A 663-nucleotide genomic window follows, 5' to 3' on the forward strand; every position below is an offset into this window, starting at 1 on the left:
TTGGTCACATTGCCCAGCTTGTCATAGATGTTGGTCACGGAATTCCCCTGCGGATCTGTCGTGGAAACCAGCTGGTTCAGATAGTTGTATGTATAGGTTGTCACCCCGTGAACCGACGGGTCAATGGCGTCATTTATATTGGTAATTCCTGTTGCCATCTTCGTCATATTTCCAATTCCATCATACTCGTATTTCACAATATTGTCAATATTTCCGTCATTGGAAATTACCGAAACCGGCTGATTCATACTGTTGTAAACCGTCTCCACCAGCTTGAAGCGTTCCGTTATCCGTCATTTATTTAATTGCAACTGTTGATGTAAATACATATAAAGATGTAGCTATTATGATATTTACAGGGATCACACAGGGGATTTTGTTAGCGGGTGGAAGCGTTTATGTGAATCAGGTAATAAAACAAAGCTCAAAGAATGATGAAGGTTGATAAGAGAAAAAATGGGGACTAGAGTAATTTCTAGTCCCCATTTCAGCTTGTCAAAAAAACCTTGTTTTCGGTAGATGAAAACAAGGGTTACAGCCTGTCGAAAAACGCATGGATTCCATCAAGCGAATCCACGCGTTTTTGTGTCTATTGGGAATAAAAACATGAGTATCCGATGCAGCGTGCCATGGTTCCCATCCCGCCACTTCCACATGGCCAGC

At 41.9% G+C, this 663-nt stretch carries 1 protein-coding gene and 1 pseudogene; one reads left to right on the plus strand and one right to left on the minus strand.

Going from position 1 to position 663, the window contains the following annotated elements:
- The coding region (locus KQI32_RS13285) for an RHS repeat domain-containing protein (protein WP_216426138.1) at positions 1-248 on the minus strand (248 nt) is incomplete at its 3' end.
- Positions 249-292: 44 nt separating this feature from the next.
- On the opposite strand from KQI32_RS13285, the pseudogene KQI32_RS13735 reads away from it, so the two are divergent.
- Positions 293-445, plus strand: a pseudogene (locus tag KQI32_RS13735) (phage holin family protein); the annotation flags it as partial.
- Between the last annotated feature and the right edge of the window lie 218 nt (positions 446-663).

The organism is Acetivibrio sp. MSJd-27 (genome assembly GCF_018918095.1).
Taxonomy (GTDB): Bacteria; Bacillota; Clostridia; order UMGS1840; family HGM11507; genus HGM11507.